The 15791-nt window shown below is 72.5% G+C and carries 22 protein-coding genes; all 22 read left to right on the plus strand.

From position 1 onward, the window contains the following. Positions 1-7: 7 nt before the first annotated feature. Positions 8-844 (plus strand): 50S ribosomal protein L2, encoded by an 837-nt coding sequence (rplB, locus tag AAEM63_RS03500; RefSeq protein WP_123917085.1) that lies wholly within the window; start codon positions 8-10, stop codon positions 842-844. Positions 845-859: 15 nt separating this feature from the next. Next, complete coding sequence (rpsS, locus tag AAEM63_RS03505; protein ID WP_123917087.1) at positions 860-1141, plus strand: 30S ribosomal protein S19; 282 nt, start codon at positions 860-862, stop codon at positions 1139-1141. A gap of 50 nt (positions 1142-1191) precedes the next feature. After that, positions 1192-1590, plus strand: a complete 399-nt coding sequence (gene rplV, locus AAEM63_RS03510) for a 50S ribosomal protein L22 (protein WP_123917089.1) — start codon at positions 1192-1194, stop codon at positions 1588-1590. Continuing rightward, positions 1590-2426 carry a 30S ribosomal protein S3 gene (gene rpsC, locus AAEM63_RS03515; RefSeq protein ID WP_341360290.1) on the plus strand — a complete coding sequence of 279 codons (837 nt, stop codon included), beginning with the start codon at positions 1590-1592 and terminating at the stop codon, positions 2424-2426. The genes rplV and rpsC overlap by 1 nt, the downstream gene beginning before the upstream one ends. A gap of 3 nt (positions 2427-2429) precedes the next feature. After that, positions 2430-2849 (plus strand): 50S ribosomal protein L16, encoded by a 420-nt coding sequence (gene rplP, locus AAEM63_RS03520; RefSeq protein WP_123917093.1) that lies wholly within the window; start codon positions 2430-2432, stop codon positions 2847-2849. Further along, positions 2849-3088 carry a 50S ribosomal protein L29 gene (rpmC, locus tag AAEM63_RS03525; RefSeq protein ID WP_123917095.1) on the plus strand — a complete coding sequence of 80 codons (240 nt, stop codon included), beginning with the start codon at positions 2849-2851 and terminating at the stop codon, positions 3086-3088. The genes rplP and rpmC overlap by 1 nt, the downstream gene beginning before the upstream one ends. A gap of 11 nt (positions 3089-3099) precedes the next feature. Further along, entirely contained in the window at positions 3100-3390 is a 291-nt protein-coding gene (gene rpsQ / locus AAEM63_RS03530; RefSeq protein WP_341360291.1) for a 30S ribosomal protein S17, read from the plus strand. An 85-nt stretch (positions 3391-3475) separates the two neighbouring features. Beyond that, on the plus strand, positions 3476-3844 hold the full coding sequence (rplN, locus tag AAEM63_RS03535) for a 50S ribosomal protein L14 (protein WP_123917097.1): 369 nt from the start codon (positions 3476-3478) through the stop codon (positions 3842-3844). Positions 3845-3846: 2 nt separating this feature from the next. Then, positions 3847-4188 carry a 50S ribosomal protein L24 gene (gene rplX / locus AAEM63_RS03540; RefSeq protein WP_123917099.1) on the plus strand — a complete coding sequence of 114 codons (342 nt, stop codon included), beginning with the start codon at positions 3847-3849 and terminating at the stop codon, positions 4186-4188. 2 nt (positions 4189-4190) lie between these two features. Continuing rightward, positions 4191-4757 (plus strand): 50S ribosomal protein L5, encoded by a 567-nt coding sequence (gene rplE, locus AAEM63_RS03545; protein WP_123917101.1) that lies wholly within the window; start codon positions 4191-4193, stop codon positions 4755-4757. Between the two features lies 1 nt (position 4758). After that, on the plus strand, positions 4759-4944 hold the full coding sequence (locus AAEM63_RS03550) for a type Z 30S ribosomal protein S14 (protein WP_341360292.1): 186 nt from the start codon (positions 4759-4761) through the stop codon (positions 4942-4944). Positions 4945-4998: 54 nt separating this feature from the next. Beyond that, the gene (gene rpsH, locus AAEM63_RS03555; protein WP_123917105.1) at positions 4999-5397 is read left to right on the plus strand and encodes a 30S ribosomal protein S8; all 399 of its coding nucleotides are present in this window, start codon (positions 4999-5001) and stop codon (positions 5395-5397) included. A gap of 18 nt (positions 5398-5415) precedes the next feature. After that, complete coding sequence (gene rplF / locus AAEM63_RS03560) at positions 5416-5955, plus strand: 50S ribosomal protein L6 (protein WP_123917107.1); 540 nt, start codon at positions 5416-5418, stop codon at positions 5953-5955. Between the two features lie 3 nt (positions 5956-5958). Further along, entirely contained in the window at positions 5959-6330 is a 372-nt protein-coding gene (gene rplR, locus AAEM63_RS03565; protein WP_123917109.1) for a 50S ribosomal protein L18, read from the plus strand. Positions 6331-6364: 34 nt separating this feature from the next. Next, complete coding sequence (rpsE, locus tag AAEM63_RS03570; protein ID WP_341360293.1) at positions 6365-7066, plus strand: 30S ribosomal protein S5; 702 nt, start codon at positions 6365-6367, stop codon at positions 7064-7066. After that, positions 7066-7248: a 50S ribosomal protein L30 gene (gene rpmD / locus AAEM63_RS03575; protein WP_123917113.1), complete on the plus strand. Its 183-nt coding sequence runs from the start codon at positions 7066-7068 to the stop codon at positions 7246-7248. Before rpsE ends, rpmD begins: the two co-directional genes overlap by 1 nt. 2 nt (positions 7249-7250) lie before the next feature. Next, the gene (gene rplO, locus AAEM63_RS03580; protein WP_341360294.1) at positions 7251-7727 is read left to right on the plus strand and encodes a 50S ribosomal protein L15; all 477 of its coding nucleotides are present in this window, start codon (positions 7251-7253) and stop codon (positions 7725-7727) included. A gap of 171 nt (positions 7728-7898) precedes the next feature. Next, positions 7899-9188 (plus strand): preprotein translocase subunit SecY, encoded by a 1290-nt coding sequence (secY, locus tag AAEM63_RS03585; protein WP_123917117.1) that lies wholly within the window; start codon positions 7899-7901, stop codon positions 9186-9188. Beyond that, positions 9185-9763: an adenylate kinase gene (locus AAEM63_RS03590; RefSeq protein ID WP_341360295.1), complete on the plus strand. Its 579-nt coding sequence runs from the start codon at positions 9185-9187 to the stop codon at positions 9761-9763. The genes secY and AAEM63_RS03590 overlap by 4 nt, the downstream gene beginning before the upstream one ends. 8 nt (positions 9764-9771) lie before the next feature. Next, complete coding sequence (gene map, locus AAEM63_RS03595; protein WP_341360296.1) at positions 9772-10605, plus strand: type I methionyl aminopeptidase; 834 nt, start codon at positions 9772-9774, stop codon at positions 10603-10605. Between the two features lie 175 nt (positions 10606-10780). Then, positions 10781-13285: a LuxR C-terminal-related transcriptional regulator gene (locus AAEM63_RS03600; RefSeq protein ID WP_341360297.1), complete on the plus strand. Its 2505-nt coding sequence runs from the start codon at positions 10781-10783 to the stop codon at positions 13283-13285. Further along, positions 13285-15702, plus strand: coding sequence for a LuxR C-terminal-related transcriptional regulator (locus tag AAEM63_RS03605; RefSeq protein ID WP_341360298.1), 2418 nt, complete (start codon positions 13285-13287; stop codon positions 15700-15702). Before AAEM63_RS03600 ends, AAEM63_RS03605 begins: the two co-directional genes overlap by 1 nt. Positions 15703-15791: the final 89 nt, after the last annotated feature.

Here is a 15791-nt window from a genome sequence, read left to right on the forward strand (position 1 = left end):
CTGATCCATGGGAATCCGTAAGTACAAGCCGACGACGCCGGGCCGCCGCGGTTCGAGCGTGGCCGACTTCGTCGAGATCACCCGGTCCGAGCCGGAGAAGTCGCTGGTCCGTCCGCTGACCAAGACCGGTGGCCGCAACTCCACCGGCCGGATCACCACCCGGCACAAGGGTGGCGGCCACAAGCGTGCGTACCGCGTCATCGACTTCCGTCGTCACGACAAGGACGGCGTGCCGGCGAAGGTCGCCCACATCGAGTACGACCCCAACCGCACCGCGCGCATCGCGCTGCTGCACTACGCCGACGGCGAGAAGCGCTACATCCTCGCCCCGAACAAGCTGCAGCAGGGCGACCGCATCGAGAACGGCGCGGGCGCGGACATCAAGCCCGGCAACAACCTGCCGCTGCGCAACATCCCGGTCGGTACGGTCATCCACGCCATCGAGCTCAAGCCCGGTGGCGGCGCGAAGATCGCCCGCTCGGCCGGTGCGTCGGTCCAGCTCGTCGCCAAGGAGGGCCGCTTCGCCCAGCTGCGCATGCCCTCCGGCGAGATCCGCAACGTCGACGTGCGCTGCCGCGCCTCCGTCGGCGAGGTGGGCAACGCCGAGCAGTCGAACATCAACTGGGGCAAGGCCGGCCGCATGCGGTGGAAGGGCAAGCGCCCCACCGTCCGCGGTGTCGTCATGAACCCGGTGGACCACCCGCACGGTGGTGGCGAGGGCAAGACCTCCGGTGGCCGTCACCCGGTCAGCCCGTGGGGCCAGCCCGAGGGCCGCACCCGCCGTCCGAACAAGCCGAGCGACAAGCTCATCGTGCGCCGTCGCCGTACCGGCAAGAAGCGCTGATAGGGAGACGACGACATGCCGCGCAGTCTGAAGAAGGGTCCCTTCGTCGACGACCACCTCCAGAAGAAGGTGGACGTCCAGAACGAGAAGGGCACCAAGAACGTCATCAAGACCTGGTCCCGCCGGTCGGTCATCACGCCCGACTTCCTGGGTCACACCTTTGCGGTGCACGACGGCCGCAAGCACGTCCCGGTCTTCGTCACCGAGTCGATGGTCGGCCACAAGCTCGGGGAGTTCGCCCCGACCCGCACCTTCCGCGGGCACGAGAAGGACGACCGCAAGGCCCGCCGCCGCTGACGCGGCCGCGGACCTCCCGAGCACACCGAACCGACAAGTAAGGCAGGAACATGGAAGCCAAGGCGCAGGCGCGATTCGTCCGCGTCACGCCTCAGAAGGCGCGCAGGGTCGTGGACGTCGTCCGCGGCAAGCGCGCCGAGGAGGCCGTGAGCGTTCTGCGGTTCGCCCCGCAGGCGGCGGCGGAGACCGTGCGCAAGGTCGTCGAGAGTGCGATCGCCAACGCCCGAGTGAAGGCCGACCAGGCCGGCGAGGCGTTCGACGAGTCCAGGCTCGTCGTCGTCGAGGCCTACGTGGACGAGGGTCCGACCCTCAAGCGGTTCCGTCCGCGGGCCCAGGGCCGGGCCAGCCGCATCCTCAAGCGCACCAGCCACATCACCGTCATCGTCGGCGAGGCTGAGACCACCGGCGCGGCCAAGAAGGCCGCTGGCACGAAGGGGAGGACCCGATAGTGGGTCAGAAGGTCAACCCGACCGGGTTCCGACTCGGCATCACCACAGACCACCGTTCGCGCTGGTTCGCGGACTCGACCAAGGTCGGCCAGCGCTACCGCGACTACGTGCGCGAGGACGTGGCGATCCGTCGCCTCATGTCCGCGGGCATGGAGCGCGCCGGCATCGCCAAGGTCGACATCGAGCGCACCCGCGACCGGGTCCGCGTCGACCTGCACACCGCCCGCCCGGGCATCGTCATCGGGCGCCGCGGTGCGGAGGCCGACCGGCTGCGCGGCGAGCTCGAGAAGCTCACGGGCAAGCAGGTCCAGCTGAACATCCTCGAGGTCAAGAACCCCGAGATGGACGCCCAGCTGGTCGCCCAGGGCATCGCCGAGCAGCTCGCCTCGCGCGTGTCGTTCCGCCGCGCCATGCGCAAGGGCATGCAGTCCGCCCAGCGCGCCGGCGCCAAGGGCATCCGGGTGCAGTGCGCCGGCCGCCTCGGCGGCGCGGAGATGTCGCGCTCGGAGTTCTACCGCGAGGGGCGCGTGCCGCTGCACACCCTGCGCGCGAACATCGACTACGGCTTCTTCGAGGCCCGCACCACCTTCGGCCGCATCGGCGTGAAGGTGTGGATCTACAAGGGCGACATGACCGAGAAGGACTACGCCCGCGAGCAGGCGGAGGGCGGCTCCCGCGGCGCCCCCCGCGGCCGTGGTGGCGAGCGTCGTGGCGCCCCGCGCCGCGACGGCGCCCCTCGCGACGGCGCCCCCCGCGACGCCCGCACCCAGGCCGCCCCGGCCCAGGAGGCCCCGGCCTCCGAGCCCGGCGCGGCGTCGACCGGAACGGAGGCCTGAGCCGTGCTCATCCCCCGGCGGACCAAGCACCGCAAGCAGCACCACCCCACGCGTCGCGGCGTGGCCAAGGGTGGCACCGAGATCTCGTTCGGCGACTTCGGCATCCAGGCCCTCGAGCCCGCCTACGTCACCAACCGGCAGATCGAGGCCGCCCGTATCGCCATGACCCGTCACATCAAGCGTGGTGGAAAGGTGTGGATCAACATCTTCCCCGACCGCCCGCTGACGAAGAAGCCCGCCGAGACCCGCATGGGTTCCGGCAAGGGCTCCCCGGAGTGGTGGATCGCCAACGTCAAGCCCGGCCGCATCATGTTCGAACTGGCCGGCGTGGATGAGGAGCTCGCCCGCGAGGCCATGAGCCGCGCGCAGCACAAGCTCCCGATGAAGACTCGCTTCGTGAGTCGTGAGGGTGGTGAGAGCTGATGGCCATCGGAACCAAGGGCATGGCCCCGGCCGACCTGGACCAGATGGACGACGAGAAGCTGGCCCAGGAGCTGGAGAAGGCCAAGGCCGAGCTGTTCAACCTGCGGTTCTCCGCCGCGACCGGGCAGCTCGAGGACCACGGCCGGCTCAAGGCCGTGCGCCGCGACATCGCCCGCATCTACACGATCGTGCGCGAGCGCGAGCTCGGCATCCGCACCGCGCCGAGCACCGAGAAGTGAACGAGGGACCCGTGAGCGAGAACACCACGCCCGCCGAGGGCGACACCACGCGCAGCACCGACCGCAAGACGGCCCGGGGCTACGTGGTCAGCGACAAGATGGACAAGACCGTGGTGGTCGAGGTCGAGGACCGCGTCAAGCACGCCCTCTACGGCAAGGTCATCCGCCGCACCCGTCGGGTCAAGGCCCACGACGAGAACGGCGAGGCCCACGTCGGCGACCTCGTCCGGATCATGGAGACCCGGCCGCTGTCCGCCACCAAGCGTTTCCGCCTCGTCGAGATCCTCGAGAAGGCCAAGTAAGCCACGACCACCAGGTCGAAGCCCACCATCCGTTCGGCAAGGCTCGCCCCGTGCGAGAACCGGCACGACGACAGGAGTACACCTCATGATCCAGCAGGAGTCGCGGCTGAAGGTCGCCGACAACACCGGTGCGAAGGAGATCCTCTGCATCCGTGTGCTCGGCGGCTCCGGCCGGCGCTATGCCGGCATCGGCGACGTCATCGTCGCCACCGTCAAGGACGCCATCCCCGGCGGCAACGTCAAGAAGGGCGACGTCGTCAAGGCGGTCGTGGTCCGCACCACCAAGGAGCGCCGTCGTCCCGACGGCTCGTACATCAAGTTCGACGAGAACGCGGCCGTCATCCTCAAGAACGACGGCGACCCGCGCGGTACCCGCATCTTCGGGCCCGTGGGGCGCGAGCTGCGAGACAAGAAGTTCATGCGCATCATTTCTCTGGCGCCGGAGGTGCTCTGACCATGGCGAAGATCAAGAAGGGCGACCTCGTCGTCGTCATCGCCGGCCGCGACAAGGGCAAGCAGGGCCGGGTGCTGGAGGTCCAGCGCGACGCCGACCGCGTCGTCGTCGAGGGCGTCCAGCGCGTGAAGAAGCACACCAAGGTGGGCCAGTCCAGCCGCGGTGCGCGCACCGGCGGCATCGAGACCGTCGAGGCCCCCATCCACGTCAGCAACGTGATGCTGGTCGACCCGGAGACCAAGAAGGGCACCCGGGTGGGCTACCGCACCGAGCAGGTCGAGCGTGACGGCCGCGACCGCAGCGTGCGGGTCCGTGTCGCGAAGCGCTCCGGTAAGGACATCTGAGCATGAGCGAGACCACCACCACCGCACTGCCGCGCCTCAAGCAGCGCTACCGCGACGAGATCGTCGCCGGGCTGCGCGAGGAGTTCCAGCACGCCAACGTCAACGAGGTCGCCGGCCTGACCAAGATCGTGGTCAACATGGGCGTGGGGGACGCGGCGCGTGACTCCAAGCTCATCGAGGGCGCGATCCGCGACCTGGCCCAGATCACCGGTCAGAAGCCGCAGGTGACCAAGGCCCGCAAGTCCATCGCCCAGTTCAAGCTGCGCGAGGGCCAGCCGATCGGCGCCCACGTCACCCTTCGCGGGGACCGCATGTGGGAGTTCCTCGACCGGCTGCTGTCCCTGGCGCTGCCCCGTATCCGCGACTTCCGCGGCCTGAGCCCGAAGCAGTTCGACGGCCACGGGAACTACACCTTCGGTCTGACCGAGCAGTCGATGTTCCACGAGATCGACCAGGACAAGATCGACCGCGTGCGCGGCATGGACATCACGGTCGTCACCTCGGCCACCACCGACGACGAGGGTCGCTCGCTGCTGCGTCGCCTCGGATTCCCTTTCAAGGAGGACTGAGATGGCGAAGACCGCTCTGATCCAGAAGGCCAACCGGAAGCCGAAGTTCGGCGTCCGCTCGTACAGCCGGTGCCAGCGCTGCGGGCGTCCGCGCGCGGTCTACCGCAAGTTCGGACTGTGCCGTGTCTGCCTGCGCGAGATGGCGCTGCGCGGCGAGCTGCCCGGTATCACCAAGTCCAGCTGGTAACACTGACGTCGCAGGTCCCGCGAGGAAACCACGACGAGGAAGGGCCGAGGCCCGATGACTATGACAGACCCCATCGCGGACATGCTCACGCGTCTGCGTAACGCCAACTCGGCGTACCACGAGTCGGTGACCATGCCGTACTCGAAGCTCAAGGCGAACATCGCCGAGATCCTCAAGGCGGAGGGCTACATCGCCGCCTGGACCGTCGAGGACGCCGAGGTCGGCAAGAAGCTGACCCTCGACCTGAAGTTCGGCCCCAACCGTGAGCGCTCGCTCGCGGGGGTGCGCCGTGTGTCCAAGCCCGGTCTCCGGGTCTACGCCAAGTCGACGAACCTGCCCAGGGTCCTCGGCGGCCTCGGTGTGGCGATCCTGTCCACCTCCTCCGGCCTGCTGACGGACCGCGAGGCGCAGAACAAGGGTGTGGGCGGGGAAGTCCTCGCCTACGTCTGGTGACCCGGAAGGAATAAGAGCATGTCCCGAATCGGTAGGCTCCCCGTCCCGGTCCCCGCTGGCGTCGACGTCACCATCGACGGCTCCACCGTGACGGTCAAGGGCCCCAAGGGCACCCTGGCGCACACGGTGGTCGAGCCCATCTCCGTCGCACGCGACGAGGACGGCGCCATCGTGGTGACCCGGCCCAACGACGAGCGCGAGGCGCGCTCGCGCCACGGCCTGACCCGCACGCTCCTGGCCAACCTCGTCACCGGGGTGACCCAGGGCTACACCAAGGACCTCGAGATCGTCGGTACCGGTTACCGCGTCCAGGCGAAGGGCTCGGACCTCGAGTTCGCGCTCGGGTTCTCCCACCCGGTGTCCGTGAGCGCCCCCGAGGGCATCACGTTCACGGTGACGGGCCCGACGAAGTTCTCGGTCTCCGGCATCGACAAGCAGCTCGTCGGCGAGGTCGCCGCGAACATCCGCAAGATCCGCAAGCCCGAGCCGTACAAGGGCAAGGGCGTGCGCTACGCCGGCGAGCAGGTCCGCCGCAAGGTCGGAAAGGCTGGTAAGTAAGCCATGGCTATCTCCATCAAGGGCAAGGGCAAGTACGTCGCCCGTCAGCGCCGCCACCTCCGGGTGCGCAAGCGCATCACGGGCACGGCCGAGCGTCCCCGCCTGGTCGTCACCCGCTCTGCCCGGCACATGGTCGCCCAGCTCGTGGACGACTCCACCGGCCGCACGCTGGCCTCGGCCTCCACGCTCGAGGCGGACCTGCGGTCCGCGGAGGGCGAGAAGGTCGCCAAGGCGCGCAAGGTCGGCGAGCTCGTGGCCGAGCGGGCCAAGGCCGCCGGCATCGAGGCCGCCGTGTTCGACCGCGGGGGCAACAAGTACCACGGGCGGGTCGCGGCCGTGGCCGACGGCGCCCGCGAGGGTGGTCTGGCCCTGTGACCACGCAGACCGTACGAGAGCAGAGGAACATCTGATGGCTGCACCGCAGCGAAGCAGGACCGGCTCCGCTACCGGCGCGGGGGAGAACCGCGAGGGCGAGAGCACCAACCGGCGCGACGGCCGTCGCGGCGGCGGCGACCGCCGGGACAACCGGCGCGGCGCCGAGGAGAAGAGCCAGTACATCGAGCGCGTCGTCACGATCAACCGTGTCGCCAAGGTCGTCAAGGGCGGTCGCCGCTTCAGCTTCACGGCGCTGGTCGTCGTCGGCGACGGCGACGGCACCGTGGGTGTCGGCTACGGCAAGGCCAAGGAGGTGCCCGCGGCGATCGCCAAGGGCGTGGAGGAGGCGAAGAAGAACTTCTTCCGCGTCCCCCGCATCGCCAAGACCATCCCGCACGTCGTGCAGGGTGAGGCTGCGGCCGGCGTCGTCTTCCTCCGGCCGGCGTCGCCGGGTACCGGTGTCATCGCCGGTGGTCCCGTCCGCGCCGTCCTCGACTGCGCGGGCATCCACGACATCCTGAGCAAGTCGCTCGGCTCGTCCAACGCGATCAACATCGTCCACGCCACCGTGGCGGCGCTCAAGGGGCTCGAGCAGCCCGAGGCCGTCGCCGCGCGTCGTGGTCTGCCGCTGGAGCACGTGGCCCCGGCCGCGATGCTGCGCCAGCGCGCCGCGGGCGAGGCGAAGGACCGCGCCGAGAAGTCGGGCGACCAGGCGACCGTCGGGGCAGGTGCGTGATGGCCGAGCTCAAGGTGACCCAGACCAAGTCCGTCATCGGCGGCAAGCAGAACCAGAAGGACACCCTGCGCACCCTGGGGCTCCGCCGCATCGGCCAGTCGGTCGTGCGGGAGGACAAGCCCGAGGTCCGCGGCATGATCCAGACGGTGGCGCACCTCGTCTCCGTCGAGGAGGTCGACTGACCATGGCTGAGAACGAGAAGAACGAGACCGTGGGCCCCGCGCTGCGCGTCCACCACCTCCGCCCCGCGCCCGGCGCCCGGACCGCCAAGGTCCGCGTCGGCCGTGGTGAGGGTGGCAAGCGCGGCAAGACCGCCGGTCGCGGCACCAAGGGCACCAAGGCCCGCTACCAGGTGCCCGAGCGCTTCGAGGGCGGGCAGATGCCGCTGCACATGCGGCTGCCCAAGCTCCGGGGCTTCAAGAACCCGTTCCGCACCGAGTACCAGGTCGTCAACCTGGACAAGCTCGGCGCGCTCTACCCCGAGGGTGGCTCCGTCACCGTCGAGGACCTGGTCGCCAAGGGCGCGGTGCGCTCCGGCAAGCCGGTCAAGATCCTCGGCACCGGTGAGCTCGGCGTGAAGCTCGAGATCGCCGTCGACGCGTGGTCGGCCTCGGCCAAGGACAAGATCGAGGCTGCCGGCGGGACCATCTCCGCCGCGTGAGCCACGACGAGGGCGGCCCGGCACACGTGCCGGGCCGCCCTCGTGCGTCCGGGGCCCCCGGCGGCCCGCGCCGGCGCGCATCCGCGATAGTCTGACGCGCGGCCCGCGCCGTGACCCGGCCGCACCCCGCAGCGGGCCGACGTGGCCCGCCACCACCATGCAGGAGGAAGTTTGCTCAGCGCATTCGCCCAGGCGTTCCGCACGCCTGACCTACGGCGCAAGCTGCTGTTCACGCTGGGGATCATGGCGATCTTCCGGCTGGGCACGTTCATCCCGGCCCCGGGGGTCTCCTACGTCAACGTCCAGCAGTGCCTGTCGCTGCAGGGCACGAGCGACCTCCTCGGCATGGTCAACCTCTTCAGCGGCGGTGCCCTCCTCCAGCTGAGCGTGTTCGCGCTGGGGATCATGCCCTACATCACGGCGAGCATCATCGTCCAGCTCATGCGGGTGGTCATCCCGCGGTTCGAGGAGCTGCACAAGGAGGGCCAGGCGGGGCAGTCCAAGCTCACGCAGTACACCCGCTACCTCACGATCTTCCTCGCGATCCTGCAGTCCTCGGTGATCGTCACGGTGGCCAACAGCGCCCTCTTCCCGGGCTGCCCCACCCCGCCGATCCCGGACGACTCCCCGCTCTCGCTCCTGCTGACCATCACGGCGATGACCGCCGGCACCGGGCTGATCATGTGGCTGGGCGAGCTCATCACCGAGCGCGGTGTCGGCAACGGCATGTCGCTGCTGATCTTCACCTCCATCGCCGCCTCGTTCCCCTCGGCGCTGTGGTCGATCGCCGGTGGCGCCGACGGCGCCGGCCGCCTCGCGATCGTCGTAGGTCTCATCCTGCTCATCACGCTGCTCGTCGTGTTCGTCGAGCAGTCGCAGCGTCGGATCCCCGTCCAGTACGCCAAGCGGATGGTGGGGCGGCGCATGTACGGCGGCTCCTCGACCTACATCCCGATCAAGATCAACATGCCCGGCGTCATCCCGGTCATCTTCGCCTCCTCGCTCCTGGCCCTGCCGACCCTCGTCGCGCAGTTCGGCGACCAGACCGAGCCGTGGGTGCAGTGGGTCATCGCCAACGTCGCGAACCCGGCCTCGCCCCTGTACATCGCGCTGTACGCGGTGCTCATCCTGTTCTTCGCGTTCTTCTACACCTCGATCACGTTCGACCCCGACGAGGTCGCGGACAACATGAAGCGGTACGGCGGGTTCATCCCCGGCATCCGTGCGGGCCGGCCCACCGCCGAGTACCTGCAGTACGTCATCATCCGCATCACGACGGCCGGCGCCATCTACCTGACCCTGGTCGCCCTCATCCCGACGATCGTGTTCGCGCAGATGAACATCACGCAGATCGCGTTCGGCGGCACCTCGATCCTCATCGTCGTCGGCGTGGGTCTGCAGACGGTCAAGGAGATCGACTCCCAGCTCCAGCAGCGGCACTACGAAGGGTTCCTCCGATGAGCGCACGTCTCGTCCTCCTCGGCCCCCCCGGCGCCGGCAAGGGGACCCAGGCCGCGCGGATCTCCGAGCGGCTGGGCGTCCCGGCGGTGTCCACCGGGGACATCTTCCGGGCCAACGTCGCCGGCCAGACCGAGCTCGGCCGCCGCGCCCAGCGCTACATGGACGCCGGGGAGTACGTGCCCGACGAGGTCACCAACGCCATGGTGCGCGACCGGCTCGCGCAGTCCGACGCCGCGGACGGCTTCCTCCTGGACGGCTACCCGCGCACCGACGACCAGGTCGTCGAGCTCGACGCCATGCTCGCCGACGCCGGGCAGGCGCTCGACGCCGTCGTCGAGCTCACCGCGGACACCGACGAGGTGGTCACCCGCCTGCTCGGGCGGGCCCAGGAGCAGGGCCGGGCGGACGACACCGAGGTGGTCATCCGCCGCCGGCTCGAGGTCTACGCCGAGCAGACCCAGCCGCTGGCCGACGTCTACGCCGGGCGGGGCCTGCTCGTGCAGGTCGACGGCATCGGTTCGATCGACGAGGTCACCGAGCGCATCATGACCGCCCTCGCGCCCCGCCTCGGCTGAGGCGGACCGTGTTCGGGCGCGAGCGGATCGAGTACAAGACCCCGGAGCAGATCGCGGTCATGCGGCGGGCGGGCCTGGTGGTCGCCGACATCCACGCGGCGCTGCGCGAGGCCGTCGCGCCCGGGACGACCACGGGCGAGCTCGACGCCGTCGCCGCCGACGTGCTGGCGCGAGCCGGAGCCACCTCGAACTTCCTCGGCTACCACGGCTACCCCGCGACGGTGTGCATCTCCGTCAACGAGGTCATCGTCCACGGCATCCCCGGCGACCGGGTCATCCAGGAGGGCGACGTCGTCTCCTTCGACTGCGGCGCCGTGGTCGAGGGGTGGCACGGTGACGCCGCCTTCACCACGATCGTCGGCGAGCCCGCCGACGAGGAGGACCGCCTCCTGGTCGACATCACCGAGGAGGCGATGTGGGCCGGGATCGCGGCACTGGCCACCGGCACCCACCTCGGCGCCGTCGGGGACGCCGTCGAGGACGTGGTCGAGCGACGCGGCGGCGAGACCGGGGTCCGGCTGGGGATCGTCGAGGAGTACGTCGGGCACGGCATCGGCTCGGCGATGCACCAGCCGCCCGAGGTGCTGAACTACCGCACCAAGGACAAAGGGCCCCGCCTGCGCCCGGGGATGGCGCTGGCGGTCGAGCCGATGCTCACCGCCGGGTCCCCCGCGAGCGAGGTCCTCGCCGACGACTGGACCGTGGTCACCCTCGACGGCGCCCGCGCCGCGCACTGGGAGCACACGGTGGCGCTGGGTGAGCACGGCATCTGGGTCCTCACCGCGCCCGACGGCGGGGCCGCCCGGCTCGCCGCGCTCGGCGTCGAGGTCGCACCCGGCTGACCCGCCCTTCGCCGCCCCATCTCTGTGTGCCCCGATCTCTTCGGGCACGAAATCCCATGTTCGGGGGATATTGCCGCCGAACCGTTCCACAACGCCGTCCCGAGGCCCACAATGGCAAGGGCACCGTACGGCGGCGCCGGCGTCCGGGGACGGACGTGCGGGGGGAGGGGGTGGCGTGGTCGCGTCGCTCCCCGCCGTCCTCGAGCTCCGGCCGCGCACGGCCCGCGAGGTCGAGGTCGACCCGGCACTGATCGCCATGCTCGACGCCCGCGCCCCGCTCACGGTCGTCCGCGGACCACGCGGCTACGGCAAGTCCACCCTGCTCGGGGCCTGGCTGGCCACCGGTGGTCCGGGGCACGCGGTCGTCTCCCTCGCGCTCACCCGCGAGGCCAACGACGCCGCGGAGTTCTGGGCCGGGGTCGCCGGTGCGCTCGAGGCGGCGGGGGTGCTCCAGCAGGAGCGGGCCGTCGCCGGGCCCGCACCGGCCGGGGACACGGACCGGCTGCGCGTCCTCGGCGCGCTCGGCGCCCGGCGCACCCCGCTGACGATCGTCCTGGACAGCTACCACCACGCCGGACGGCGGGACGCCGCAGCGGAGATCGACGACGACCTCGTCGAGCTGGTGCGCCAGAACGACCAGCTCTACCTGGTCGTCGCCACGCGGACCATGCGCCTGCTGGAGACCTCCGGGTCCCTGTCCGTCGACGCCACGATCATCTCGCCGCAGAACCTGCGGCTCGACGCGGTCGCGGTCGCAGCGCTGGCGCGCCGGCTCGGCGTGCCGATCTCCGGGCGCGACGCCGGCCGGCTCGCCGACGGGTTCGGCGGCTGGCCCGCCGCCGTGCGCGACGTCCTGGTGCGCTCGCGCACCGAGGGTGGGCAGGTCAACCTCGCCCTCGCCGACGAGTACATCGCCTCGATGGTCCGGGACCTTCGCCACGAGGCCGTGCGGAGCTTCCTCCTGCGGGCCGCCGTCCCGGAGGAGTTCGACGCGGAGGTCGCCCAGCTCCTCGCGCCCCAGGACACGACGCCGCAGATCCTGCGCAACGTCCGGGCCGCCGGGCTGCTCCGCGAGGAGATCCGCGACGGCCGGCGGGCCTACTCCTTCGCCCCGATCGTGCGGCAGGCCCTCGTGCGGATGCTGGCCGAGTCCCGCCCCGACGAGCTGCGCGAGGTCCACCGCATCCTCATGGACCACCACGCCCGCGGGGACGACCACCTGCGGGTGCTCGTCCACGCGGTCCACGCCGGCGCCTGGGAGACCGCGGAGCGCGTCCTGGAGCAGGAGTGGCACCACATCGTCACGGAGGAGCCGGTGGTCCTCGTGGCCGCCGCCCAGCTCATCCCGCCTGAGGTGGCCGCCGCGCACCCGCGGTTCCGGGTGGCCCGCGAGGACGTGACGGGGTCCCTCCCGCCCGGCGGCGACCGACCGCCGGCGCCGCCCTGGCGCACGGGCGACATCCGCGGGATCACCGCCGAGTTCTCGCCCCAGCGCACCCACGGACGTGTCGAGCCCACCTCGGTCGCCCTGCTGCAGTGGGGGGTCGCCGCCGTCCTCGCCGGGGACGAGTCCGCCGCCCTCTACGCGTTCGGGCGGGCCCGGTCCCGGGCGCAGGAGCCCGGCGGCAACCCCACGTCGGTCCGGCTCGCCACCGTGGGCCTGGCCATGACCCACGCCATCTACGCCGACGCCGACATCGCCGCCCGCTGGCTCGCCGACCCGGTCCTGGCGGCGGTGAACCGTCCGGACCACGAGGACCACGCGCTGGTGGGCCCGTGGCTCGCCCAGGCCGCCGCCCTCGTCGCGCTGGACCGCCTCGACGACGACCTCGCGGAGCGCGTCGCGGCGATGCCGCAGCGGCACCGGCGCGACGAGGTCTGGGCGCTGTCGGTCCTGGTCTCGGCCCTGCACGCCTCCCTCGACGGCGGCCCGGCCGACGTCGCGCGGTGGGCGGCGAACCTGCGCGCGGCCCGGCACTACCTGCCGCGCGGAGGCCTGACGGAGATGCTCGTGCGCACCTCCGAGGTCGAGGTCCTCCTGGCCGGCGGGCTGGACGTCGCGGCGCGCAAGGCCGCCGAGGACCTGCCGGTGTCGGTGGTCAGCGCCGCCACCCACGCGCGTCTCGCCCTCGCCGCCGGTGACCACCGCCGGGCCATGGCCCGCGCCCGGGCCGCGCTCGAGATGCCCGGTCTCACCCAGCGCTCGGTCATGGAGTGCTGGCTCGTCGTCGCGGCGGCCCACCACGCCCTGGGGGAGCGGGTGCCCGCCCGGGCGGCCTTCGTCCGCGCCGTCCGCGCCGGCGAGTCGTCCGGGCTGCGCCGGCCGTTCCTCGTCATCCCGCGCGGGGTCTTCACCGCCCTCGCCGGCGCCGACCCGCAGGTCCTGCAGATGTGGCCCGCAGGGCTCGCGCCCGCGCCCGACGCCGTGGCCGCCGGCGGGGAGGAGCTCACCGAGATCCTCACCCCGCGCGAGCTCGAGGTCCTCCAGGCCCTGCACGTCCACGCCGGCGCCGTCGCGGTCGCCCGGGAGCTGGGCCTGTCGGTCAACACCGCCAAGTCCCACCTCCGCAGCATCTACCACAAGATGCGGGTGACGAACCGCGCGGAGGCCCTGCGCCGGGCCGAGGAGCTCGACCGCTCCGCGCAGCCGGCGACCGTCGCCGGCGGAAGCGACGAGTGATGCCACCGTCGCGCCGCGACGGTGACGGACGGGGCCTGCCACGCGTCCCCGAGGCGTTCTTCCCCACCGACGCCGCCTGGTCACGCCTGAGCGGCCTGCCCGCGCTCGTCGTGGTGCAGGCCCCGCGCGGCTACGGCAAGACGACGACCGTCTCGGCGTGGCTGCGCCGGCGCGACCTGCCCGAGCACGACCTCGTGTGGGCGGCGGTGCCGCCGTCGGTGACGGGCCGTGCGGAGTTCTGGGCCGCGCTCCACGACGCGGTCGTCCTCGCGGGCCACGAGAACCCCGGCGTGGGCGAGGACGGCTGGCAGCGCCTGGCCCGCACCGCCGGGGCCCGCCGGCGCGACCTCGTCATCGTCGTCGACGCCTACGACCGCCAGCCCGAGGAGTCGGTCGACGCCGAGCTCGTCGAGCTCGCGCACGAGCACGAGCAGCTCCACCTGGTCCTGCTCATGCGGGCCACCCGGCCGGCCGTGGCGCTCGCCGGCGCGAGCGGTGACGCGGTCGTCCTGCGCGCCGAGGACCTCGCGCTGGACCCCCGGCGGGTCGCGCTGCTGGGGCGGTCGCTGGGGGTGTCCGTCAGCCCGGACGCCGCCGCCGAGCTGTGCGCCGCGACCGGCGGGTGGCCGGGACTGCTGCGCGTGGCCCTGCTCACGTCCACCCCCGACGAGGAGGGCGACCCGCTCCCCGACGTCTCCGGCATCGCCGCCTACCTGCGGGTGGTCCTGGCGGACCTCGACGCGGACGGGGACGCCGGGGCGCTGACCGCCCTGGCGGTGCCCGGCACCCTCACGAGGGAGGCCACGGCCGCCCTCCTGGCCCCTGGTGAGGCGACTCACGTCGAGACCGTGCTCGCGCGGATGGCCCGGGCCGGGCTCCTCCTTCCCGGCGGTGCCGGCGAGCTGCGCTACCCGCCGCTGCTGCGCGCGGGCGGGCGACAGATCCTCCTCGAGGACGACCCCGCCCGGTTCCGTGCCCTCAGCGCCGCGAGCGCCCGTCTCGCGACGGCGGCCGGGGACGCGCCCGCGGCGCTCCGGCACGCCGTCGACGCCCAGGACACCGATCTCCTGCGCGCCACGGTCGAGACGACGTGGGCGGCGGTCCTCGAGGGTCACCGGGACCTCCTGCGCGAGGCGCTGACCCGCCTGCCCGACGACGGTCCCCGGGTCCGGGCGCTGCGCGAGCTCGTCCTCCCCGCGTCCGTCCCTCGGTGGTTCGCCGAGGCGCTGCAGAGCGGGCTGCCGCTCGTCGAGCCGGGTGGGGAGGGCCTGCCGCTCGCCGCCGCCGCGTCCGACCCGCCCGGGCTCCCCGCCGCGATCGCCGACCTGGCCTCGGCCGAGCTGCGCGGGGCCGACCTGCTGCGCGCGGCGCACGCCTTCCACGAGGCGGCGCGCCGCGCGTCGCCCGGGCCGACCCGGCGCGAGGCCGCCTCGGGCCTCGCGCTGACCCTGGCCCTCATGGGGCACCCGCGCACCGCCTCGCGCTGGCTCGCGTGGGGCCGGCGGGACCGGGGCGGGACGGACGGGCCGCTGGAGCGGGTGGCCGCGACCGCCGTCCCCGCGATCCACGATCTCGACGCCCTGCACCCCGCGTCCGCGCCGGGCAGCCCGCCGGCGCTGGGCGAGGGCGAGCGCTGGCTCGAGGCGGTCCTGCTGTACGTGTGGGCCGGCCGGTCCCTCCACGGGACGGGCGCCGAGGAGCACCTGGCCGACCTCGAGCGCTACCGCGAGCAGCGGGGCGCCGGGGTGGAGCGCCTCACCGAGACCCTCCTGCTCACCGCCCTGGTGGACCTGTGCCTGGCGACGGACAACCTCACCCGCGCCCGGACCCTGCTGACCGACGTCCGAGGAGCCGACCCGCACTGGGCCGACGTCGCCCGGGCGAAGGTCGCGCTGTACACCGGGGACGACCGCGGCGCGCTCGACCTCAGCCGGGCCCCGGCCGGTGTGGTCCCGCTGCTCTGCCGGCCGGCGCTGGAGGGCCTGCTGGTGCACGCGGTGGCCGCCCACCGGCTGGGGGAGCGGGCCACCGCCACCGGAGCGCTGGACCTGGCCACCCGGATCGCCGAGCGCACCGGGCTGCTGCGCCCGTTCCTCCTCGTCCCGCGGGGCGACCTCGAGTCGGTCGCCGCCACCCTGCCCGGCGGGGGCGAGGTGCTCGACCGCTCGGTGCTGGCCGCGGGGAGCGGCCCGTTCCCCGAGCCGGTCCGCTCCGAGCCGCTCAGCGGGCGGGAGCTGAAGGTCCTGCGCGAGCTCGCGAGCGGCCGGCCGGTGGCCGTCATCGCCCGTCGCCTGTACGTCTCCGAGAGCACGGTCAAGACGCAGGTGCGCAGCATCTACCGCAAGCTCGGGGTCCACACCCGCACCGACGCCGTCGCGCGTGGTCAGCTCCTGGGGGTCCTGGCGCCCGAGGACTGAGGACTCCCCACACAGCCTGCTCGCCGGGGTGGTCCGCCTCACCCGGGCCGCGGTTCCGCCGGCGCCGGCGATGCCGTAGGATTGTCCGC

Source organism: Georgenia sp. M64, assembly GCF_038049925.1.
Classification (GTDB): Bacteria; Actinomycetota; Actinomycetes; order Actinomycetales; family Actinomycetaceae; genus Georgenia.

What these genes read in the sequence shown, in the direction of transcription:
- rplB (WP_123917085.1), top strand. Translation starts at nt 8, where the DNA reads ATGGGAATCCGTAAGTACAAGCCGACGACGCCGGGCCGCCGCGGTTCG.
- rpsS (WP_123917087.1), top strand. Translation starts at nt 860, where the DNA reads ATGCCGCGCAGTCTGAAGAAGGGTCCCTTCGTCGACGACCACCTCCAG.
- rplV (WP_123917089.1), top strand. Translation starts at nt 1,192, where the DNA reads ATGGAAGCCAAGGCGCAGGCGCGATTCGTCCGCGTCACGCCTCAGAAG.
- rpmC (WP_123917095.1), top strand. Translation starts at nt 2,849, where the DNA reads ATGGCCATCGGAACCAAGGGCATGGCCCCGGCCGACCTGGACCAGATG.
- rplN (WP_123917097.1), top strand. Translation starts at nt 3,476, where the DNA reads ATGATCCAGCAGGAGTCGCGGCTGAAGGTCGCCGACAACACCGGTGCG.
- rplX (WP_123917099.1), top strand. Translation starts at nt 3,847, where the DNA reads ATGGCGAAGATCAAGAAGGGCGACCTCGTCGTCGTCATCGCCGGCCGC.
- rplE (WP_123917101.1), top strand. Translation starts at nt 4,191, where the DNA reads ATGAGCGAGACCACCACCACCGCACTGCCGCGCCTCAAGCAGCGCTAC.
- AAEM63_RS03550 (WP_341360292.1), top strand. Translation starts at nt 4,759, where the DNA reads ATGGCGAAGACCGCTCTGATCCAGAAGGCCAACCGGAAGCCGAAGTTC.
- rpsH (WP_123917105.1), top strand. Translation starts at nt 4,999, where the DNA reads ATGACTATGACAGACCCCATCGCGGACATGCTCACGCGTCTGCGTAAC.
- rplF (WP_123917107.1), top strand. Translation starts at nt 5,416, where the DNA reads ATGTCCCGAATCGGTAGGCTCCCCGTCCCGGTCCCCGCTGGCGTCGAC.
- rplR (WP_123917109.1), top strand. Translation starts at nt 5,959, where the DNA reads ATGGCTATCTCCATCAAGGGCAAGGGCAAGTACGTCGCCCGTCAGCGC.
- rpsE (WP_341360293.1), top strand. Translation starts at nt 6,365, where the DNA reads ATGGCTGCACCGCAGCGAAGCAGGACCGGCTCCGCTACCGGCGCGGGG.
- rpmD (WP_123917113.1), top strand. Translation starts at nt 7,066, where the DNA reads ATGGCCGAGCTCAAGGTGACCCAGACCAAGTCCGTCATCGGCGGCAAG.
- rplO (WP_341360294.1), top strand. Translation starts at nt 7,251, where the DNA reads ATGGCTGAGAACGAGAAGAACGAGACCGTGGGCCCCGCGCTGCGCGTC.
- AAEM63_RS03590 (WP_341360295.1), top strand. Translation starts at nt 9,185, where the DNA reads ATGAGCGCACGTCTCGTCCTCCTCGGCCCCCCCGGCGCCGGCAAGGGG.
- AAEM63_RS03605 (WP_341360298.1), top strand. Translation starts at nt 13,285, where the DNA reads ATGCCACCGTCGCGCCGCGACGGTGACGGACGGGGCCTGCCACGCGTC.